At 48.1% G+C, this 8210-nt stretch carries 6 protein-coding genes; 1 reads left to right on the plus strand and 5 read right to left on the minus strand.

The features are described 5' to 3' along the window. The 5 genes from OXN25_19210 to OXN25_19230 form a co-directional block, all read right to left on the minus strand. On the minus strand, positions 1-181 hold a 181-nt coding region (locus OXN25_19210), incomplete at its 3' end, for a type II toxin-antitoxin system HicA family toxin (protein ID MDE0426987.1). Beyond that, positions 135-437 carry a type II toxin-antitoxin system HicB family antitoxin gene (locus tag OXN25_19215; protein ID MDE0426988.1) on the minus strand — a complete coding sequence of 101 codons (303 nt, stop codon included), beginning with the start codon at positions 435-437 and terminating at the stop codon, positions 135-137. The genes OXN25_19210 and OXN25_19215, both read right to left, overlap by 47 nt. Positions 438-635: 198 nt before the next feature. After that, positions 636-1634 carry a phytanoyl-CoA dioxygenase family protein gene (locus OXN25_19220; protein MDE0426989.1) on the minus strand — a complete coding sequence of 333 codons (999 nt, stop codon included), beginning with the start codon at positions 1632-1634 and terminating at the stop codon, positions 636-638. Further along, positions 1610-2650: a dTDP-glucose 4,6-dehydratase gene (gene rfbB / locus OXN25_19225; protein ID MDE0426990.1), complete on the minus strand. Its 1041-nt coding sequence runs from the start codon at positions 2648-2650 to the stop codon at positions 1610-1612. Before rfbB ends, OXN25_19220 begins: the two co-directional genes overlap by 25 nt. Before the next feature lie 29 nt (positions 2651-2679). Continuing rightward, complete coding sequence (locus OXN25_19230; GenBank protein MDE0426991.1) at positions 2680-5871, minus strand: hypothetical protein; 3192 nt, start codon at positions 5869-5871, stop codon at positions 2680-2682. A gap of 1124 nt (positions 5872-6995) precedes the next feature. Here OXN25_19230 and OXN25_19235 point away from each other — a divergent pair. After that, positions 6996-8108, plus strand: a complete 1113-nt coding sequence (locus tag OXN25_19235) for an Ig-like domain-containing protein (protein ID MDE0426992.1) — start codon at positions 6996-6998, stop codon at positions 8106-8108. Positions 8109-8210: the final 102 nt, after the last annotated feature.

Raw genomic sequence — 8210 nt, forward strand, 5'->3', positions numbered from 1 at the left:
CTAATTGTTTAAGAATACTTCGGAGCGTCCCTATTTTCAAATCTCTACTACCCCAATCAGGGATAGATGCTGACAGTTTAGTTTGCGGATGTTCCCAGATGCGATGGGAGCCTGACCTTCTTCTCTTTATTTCTTCATAGCCAAGCCGACGTAGTTTTTTGGCTATCTCGCGGTACTTCATGGATAGGCACCACCGTTTCCAATAGATGCCTAACTGCAGCATCCTCCGTATTGTCGTCTAAAATCTGAACTTCTTCAGGCAAAGACCGTTGTTGGTGATCGTAAAGTTCAACAACGGCGTGAAATGCATCAGTGACGACCTCTTTAATCTCGTCTAAAGAGTCGCATTCTGTAATCAATTCGGGTAATTCTTGACAAGTTATTGTGAATCCACCTTCTGGTTGTTCTTCCAGAATGAGTGTTAGTTTACATCTCATAGTGGGTTTGCTATTCACAGAACTGCTCATTACTTTTTAAATCTCCTTTTGGGGTAGGTCTATACAGTATACAACTTTTTCTAAACTTTGTCCACCTTTTATGCTATTTGAGGCAGAGCCATTCAATTTTAAGGAATTGTTGAGTTTCACATCTTTTTTTTGGATCCGGTGCGGTTAGGAAACCGCACCTACCTTATTTTATTTTTTGTAAGGTTCCAAATCAATTCCCGGATATGCTTGTGCAAGACGTGCAAGTGCCTCTGGCGTGTAGTATGCATCGCCAAGGGCGGGCCACCCTAAAACGCGGCGGGCTGCGGGAGTCGTTCGCGCCACAAATTTCATATATTGTGGACTACCCCACCCCGGCACCGGGCGCGTCGTTTTGCACCAATCGGCATTGTCCGCACGGTGGAAATGATACCCCATCCATGCGCGTTGCTTGCTTTTATTTTCAAACGGCTGTGCGGCGTGAACGAGGTAACTGGAGCGGAACGCCACGCTCCCTGCTTTTGCCGTAACGGGAATTGGCTCGGCGAGTTCTCCTTTAAATTCACGCAAATCAGGAATACCGACACCACCTGATCTGCCGGGGTACTTTGCCCATATTGTATCCAGTTGGTTTTGTGAACCCGGACAAACAAGCATCGGCGCGCCGTCCAATTCGATGTCGTGCAGGATAATGCCGGACAAGATATACCCGTAGCGTTGCCAATCCGGATGCGGTGGCAAAGCCGAGTTCGTTCCATTGTCGATGTGGTATCCTTGCCACGGGTGTTCGCTATGACGGCTATCGGTGAGCCCCTCTCGGAGGAAAATCTGCCCGTAGCTGAGCCGAATCTCTTCTGCCCCTAACAGTTGCTGCGCGATTCCCAAGTATGCCGCATTTTCAAGGAGTTTATCTACGGCTTCCAAACCTGTCGGAAAATGCAGTGCCTTTCCGAAGGGACCGGCGAGCCGTTGCATATCACTGTTCTTCTCATAAGCACTTTTCAGGGCATCCGGCTGCGGGTCCCATTTCGCGCGATATTCGGCGTAGGTCAACCCATCGTAGGCGTTCCGTTCGATCGCTTCGAGTGCCGGGGCAGTCTCTTCCTCTGAAAACACATTCGGCACTACAAGCGTTCCATCTTGTTTCCATGCTGTCAGTTGTTCCGTCGTCAGCTGCATGAAGGTCACCTCCGTGTGAATGTTTCCCATTTATCCTCTTGAACGGTTTCGCTATCTGCCTGTTGTTGGATTGTCTGCCACCATTCCTGATTGTCTATGTACCACTGAATCGTCTCACGCATTCCGACTTCAAAGGGGATTTTCGGTTGCCATCCGATGTCGCGAGCAATCTTCCCGGAGTCTAACAGATACCGACAATCGTGTCCGGGTCGGTCGGGAACATAAGTTTTTAATGCCTGCGGTTTGCCGAGGGTGTCTAAGATGAAGTCGCTGATTTCCTCGATGCTTTTCTCTACACCGCTCCCGACGTTGTAAGTTTCGCCAATTTTGCCGCGCGTGATGACTGCTGCAACGGCTCGGCAGTGGTCTTCAACGTGCAACCATTCCCGGCGGTTATGACTGCTTCGATAGAGGGTTAAGGGTAAGTTTTGGAGCGCGTTTGTTGTGAACAGCGGAATGAGTTTCTCCGGATGCTGATAAGGACCGTAGTTGTTCGCGCAATTGGAGATAGTAATCGGTGTGCCGAAACTGTGAAAATAGGCGTTCACGAGGTGATCGGCTGCCGCTTTAGAGGCATTGTAAGGGGTCTGTGGACGGTAGGGCGCATTTTCACTGAACATGTCGGGTGAATCTAAAGCGAGTTCACCGTAGACTTCACAGGTGGAGATATGGTGAAACCGCGCCACGCCGTACTTTCGAGCCGCGTCCAATAGCACCTGCGTCCCCATCACATTCGTTTCAAAGAAACGCCTCGGATGTAGGATGGCACGACTGTTGTGTGATTCGGCGGCGAAATTGACAATCACATCTGGGTGCTCTGTTTTCAAAATGTCTTCTACGAAAGTTGTATCAAGAATATCACCGTGGACGAATTTGTAACGCTTCGTGGGGAGTGTTTTCGCTATATCTGTCAGATTGGAGGGGTTTCCAGCGTACGTCAGGAGGTCAAGGTTAATAAGCGTATCGTCCGAGTGGTGCTGGCGCCAATACCGTATGAAGTTTGTACCGATAAACCCAGCACCGCCCGTAACCAGTAATTTCATCACGAATTTCCTTCTAAGAGAACCGAGTCATTCTAAAGTCTATAGAGACCCCGTCGAATTTTTACAATTTCACCGAGGGCTACAAGGCGGGTGAGTTCTGTGTTTATCGCTTTTGGATGTCCTTTAATCGCATCCGTGATTTCGGGTGTTGTTTTCTCTCCGTCGGCGAGAATTGCGAGGATTTGCTCGCGGAACGGGATACGTATGAGTTTCCCACCCCTCATCCTTTGCAACACTCGGTTTGCGTGCCTTGGGGAGCATCCGAGAATCCGTTCTACCTCTTTTCTGGGGGATTCAGCAGTCAGTTTGTCGCGTTCGACCTCAAAACCTTCGCGTATCGCTATTGCCTCGGGAAGTTTGTCTAACTCACCGGCGACCTCCAAATCTTCCACGTCAAAAAAGAGGGTTTCAGGTCTATCGGTAAGTTCAGGAATTCGCAAACCCGTAACCAACATAATTTTTTTGTTTGCCAAACGGTTCAGCTGCGCCAGCTCTATAATCTCTGTGAATATGCGGGCAATGACTCTTTCATAAGTGCTTTGGACGCGTTCGTCTTTGTAGCAGTAGGTGTCAGGGTCCATTTCATAAGAGAGGGGTTTCTCATCCCTACCGAACAAGATCCGAGAACGGTTCAAAATGGCACGTGATCTCATTTCCGGCAAGCCGACTATCCAGATGACATGCGCTTCTTGAAAAGCGGTTTCCAATCCCTTCGTCTTTCGGAAATTCGTCAAGAAACAGAGGTTCTCATTTGTCGCGATATCTTTCACCTGTTCAATTGCGTGCGTATAGGTTAGAATCCCATGCTTAATATTCGGATCCCTTTCAATTTCAGCTTGGATATTCAAAAAAATGCGCTGTCCCTTTTCAGATATCCCCAGAAAGTCCCAGGTGTCATCGAGTTCTAAAATTACTTTCTGTGGATAGATACTCGAACGCCCCTGAAAAACACGGTTTCCGGGAACCCATGCCACCGGTGGGGCAGGAAGGACCTCAACTTCCTCATCTAAGAACGCTCGATGGAGATGTCTGTCGTAGAGAGCCGAGGAGGTGACCAACAGGTGTCTGACGCTCGGATGTAGGACCGGCGGCACCCAAAACTGTAGCACTTCGGCCGCCCAGTGCATCGGTGCATCGGCGTTTCGGGTGTAATATGAGAAGAAATACTGAAGTTGATGCCAAAACGTCCAGTGTGGATTCCCACAAACCGTTGGGAACGCCTGAATATTTTCAACAGTCGATGCATCCAAGATACCCAATCTGACGGCATCCGCTATTGACATCAGAATTTTCGTGTCTGCGTTAGGCACAAAAGCGTCGAGTCGAAAGAAGGGCAACCCTTCTGCCGCCAGTCTCTCCGCAGCCGCAGCGTCCAATGGAATATAAGCAGAAATCCCACCTTCAAACTCAATAGTAAAACGTGCTAATTCCTCTTCGGTCTCTGGATCAATGGTCCCTCGCTCGACCACTCTACCGTCTACCTCAAAATGGCACATCTGTTGGATGATTTCTGCTTCCAACCATTCAAACGTTTGTGTCACTGTTCGCAGGCGTTCGACCCAGATAGCATGGGATTTGTCTTTGATTTCTAACGCATTCAGTGCGGCTATCGCAAAGTTTCCTAAGGCACTGCCTCGCCAGTTGGCAATCCATTCTTCCAATGTGGTTTTTGATAGTTTGTATTCGAGAAACAGTTGATTTTCTTTCTTGGAATTGACGATACAAAGCCGTTGTGTGCCATCGTCCGCTTCGAGAAGGTGTTCCACTGTTTTTGCGTATTGTGGGTCCAAAAACAGTCGACGATCCCTTAATATTTGTGCTTTGGTCGTTTGTAATGTAGCGAGTTGCGATAGATAGCCACGTTCCTGACATGTTGTATAGACGGGGCAGTGTGGACAGATAATTTCGTCCGGATTCCCACCCTTTTTCTCAAGTGCTTCGCACCGCTCAGGATCCTCACAGACGTTTCCATGTTGAAAGGGAGTTGCCATACGCACGTCGACGGGGGTATCTTTCACCTGATTCCAGAGATACATCCGGTCCCGCCACCGTGTGACCGATTCCACATTTCGCTTTTCAAGAAATGGTTTGACTGCTGCCCCAATTTCAGCATCTGATATGTTTAAACACATCATCTCACCATCACCCAGAACGGATGCTACTTCATCGTCTTTCTCTAAGCCTGTGTGGGGTATAATGCCAAGAACGCGCACGTTTCTATCGAAAGCACGCTGCACCTGAGTGCTAATTTCTTCATCTGTCTCATGAATCGTTTCTGTAGGTGTCGGCTTCTCTAACGCCGGCCGGGGGCGTCTTATGCCCAGTGGACTGAGGTTCCCCGCCCGAATCGAAGGCACCTTATCGCTTATAGGCAGCCCCGTCGCCGGAAGCGGCGGCAGGATACCCGTATTCTCCCAAACATCTGTGATGAGCGTTGCCTCCGTAGGCAGCCCCGTATCCGCTGTGGATGCACATATCCACACGCCACCCTCGCGCTCCCACAATGATACCTCTGTCCCGCTAATTTCCGCTTCTTGCCGACGCCAATAGTGAAATCCATCTTCTTGTTTGACGTAAGAAAACCCGTGTTTGAAAAACGCCTCTTTGGCGAGGTCGAGTTTACCCGATCCGAGAGAGTAGGGTGCTTCGGGAATGTCCTCCTGGTCTTGGACGCTTTCGGAAGCAGGTTGGTGAAGTTTCGCGCGAAGGATATCGATAGGAGCAAAGAGAAGCTCTTTAGAGATCATAGGCGGCTCTAACAGGTTTCCGAGTAGGATTTCATAACGCGCATCCCAGCGATTGTATCCTTTCTCACCAACAATCTCAAGATATGCGTCATATCGATGCGGTGCTGTTAGGTCCCCTTTATAGACATACAGTTTTGCCTGTTTCGTGTTCGGGTGCAAGTACCCCGGTATCCTGCAGGAAAAGCGGAGTCCCCCAGACTTTGACATCGTCAACAACGGGTTCGGGACGGCATAAACAAGGGCTTGAACGCAAGACAGCACGGCATCAGGTGCGGCACAGATAGCTTCGTAGGTAAAGCCGATGTCATGCCACGGCGCGTCATCGCGCGCCGAGTGGACACCCGTATAGATTTGAATCCCCCACGACTTCTGCCATCGGACGGGCCGCGCATCTGTTGCCCCTTGGCGTTTCAAGAACCGATCCCTCCCTGAGGATCGCGGGGGACGGTCGGCACCAGGTGCCGGCCCTATCGGCATAAAGGAAATACCTGCCGCTTCCAAGTCTTGAAGGGGCACAGGATATTGCTGCGCACAATGGACCCTGAAATGGTAAGGAAGCCCTTTGTACAACAGCGGTCTTGCGGACGTCCGCCGTTGCTTAAGTGGATTCTCGTGCCGTTGGTGACAGCGGTCAATTATATCTTGAAAGAAATTAATTGGTATTGACATGGCAATCAGGCGATCCTCTATTCTTGAACGGCGTAAATTCCTTCACGTTTGTGGCAAACTCACGCTAAAAAAATACATGTTATGAGATGTTTACAAACCTTATATTTCACATAAGTTAATAATGTATATTATCATAAAATCTCATTTGCAGTCAAATTTTAAAGGAATATAAAGTCAATACTTATTAGAATTCAAGAAATAGTTAGGTTAGGGCATATTTCTTTCCTATAAAATAACATTATAGTATATCCTGAGCAAATATTTTATGATTTATTCTAATTTTCGGGGACCTCTCCAATAATATCGGACATTATATCCGAATCTGTGTTTTCTTCTGCTTCCATTAGCGGTAAAGGCGGCAATTTGTCGTGGCAAGCTGCTAACAGACCCGCATCTATGGTGAGTTATGAAAATAAGTTTACCTCTTGTAGGGGCACCCCTTGTGGGTGCCCGTACCTCTTGTAGCGGCACCCCTTGTGAGTGCCCGTACCTCACTACCATATATCCCAACCCTGGAGATCCCCGCGGTCTTTGTTTGAAAAGCGGATTTTTTCACAAGAAAGAACAAAATTTCACAATATTCTGCGATTTTCAAGCAAAATTAGCGATTTTTACGGACATAATTTGCGTTTGCCGTTACATTTTCCGAGAAAATATCGTATAATTGATAGTTACATAAAGACTTTTATAATGTTTAATTTGAAAAATTAATTAAATTGTCTTATTATAACTCATAATGCCAGAGGGGCGACCTTCAGTCGCGAAATATTATACAGTGTTTTCACACAAGAAGTGCCTCTGATTCTGATTCATACGACGTGCATTCCAGCCTCGTCAATGTAAGGTAATTATGGGTTTTACTATAAAACGGGGTGAACCTCATGAAAAAATTGCTAATTTCTTTGATAGTTTTAGGCTTACTCATTAATTGAATGCCCACGTCCGCCGAAGCAGCGGCACCAACAGTGACAATTACGCCGCCATCGGGTACGCAGACTGCGGCATTTGATGTAACGATTACTTTCAGTGAAGATGTAACCGGTTTTGAAAAAGGGGATATCGGGCTAACGAACGGCGCGAGTGTGATGGACCTCACAGGGAGTGATGACTCCTATACAGCGACAATAAAACCCAAGGTTACAGGGGATATAACAATCAGTGTGGGAGCGAATGTAGCGACAAATACTGGTGGGGAGGGCAACACAGCCGCAACCAACCAGACAGTATCCGTCGACCTACCGCATAGCATCATGATTATGGGCCCAAGCGGGGATGAAGATCGTAACGCCGCTTTTGACATTACGGTGATGTTCACTGAAAGCGTAGGGGCTTTTGTCGCAGATGATATTACATTAACCCCAAGCACCATGGCGACGGTAGGGACTCCCTCCGGAAGCGCGCCGACGTATACAGTCACAATCACACCCGAGGCGAATCAGGATGGAGAGCTGAGCATTCAAATAGGAGCGAATGCCGTACAGGACAGTAGTAGCGTGAACTATGGAACAGCCTCAAATACTATAACGGTGGATATAGACAACGTGCGTCCGACAGTCTCCTCGATTACGGGGCCATCTGGTGCTCAGAATGACGACTTCGATGTAACGATTACTTTCAGTGAAGAGGTGGACAATTTTACCCCGAGTGACCTGACTGTTTCAGGGGATGCGGACGCGCCCTCAAGTTGGACGACAGGTGCCGATGGGAGCACGTCCTTTACTGGGACGATAGACATCAGTGGCGTTAGCACTGGAAACAGCAACTCCGTGGGGATTTCTGTCGGAAGCAACGTCGCTGAAGATGCTGCTGGAAACGGCAACGCCGCTTCAGCTTCAACTGTCGATCTCACGGTAACCGTTGATAATAAGAAACCGACACCGACGCTTGGTTCAGTTACCGGCACGAAAAATGCTGACTTTATAGTAAGCATTACCTTTGATGAAAGTGTTTCTAATTTTGCAAAAAGCGATATTATACCATTTCTAAAAGTTTATCTCGCATTAACCGAACCCACTCACACCACACCCGGTAGGTGCGGTTTCTAACCGCACCGAGCATCGCTGAAAAATAGTCAACCTTTTAAGAGGAATTATCAATAGGACTTACGCAGCGTTAAATTTGAGTGAGGGTGATTTGAGTTGCTGGCA

The sequence above is a fragment of the Candidatus Poribacteria bacterium genome, assembly GCA_028820845.1.
GTDB lineage: Bacteria > Poribacteria > WGA-4E > WGA-4E > WGA-3G > WGA-3G.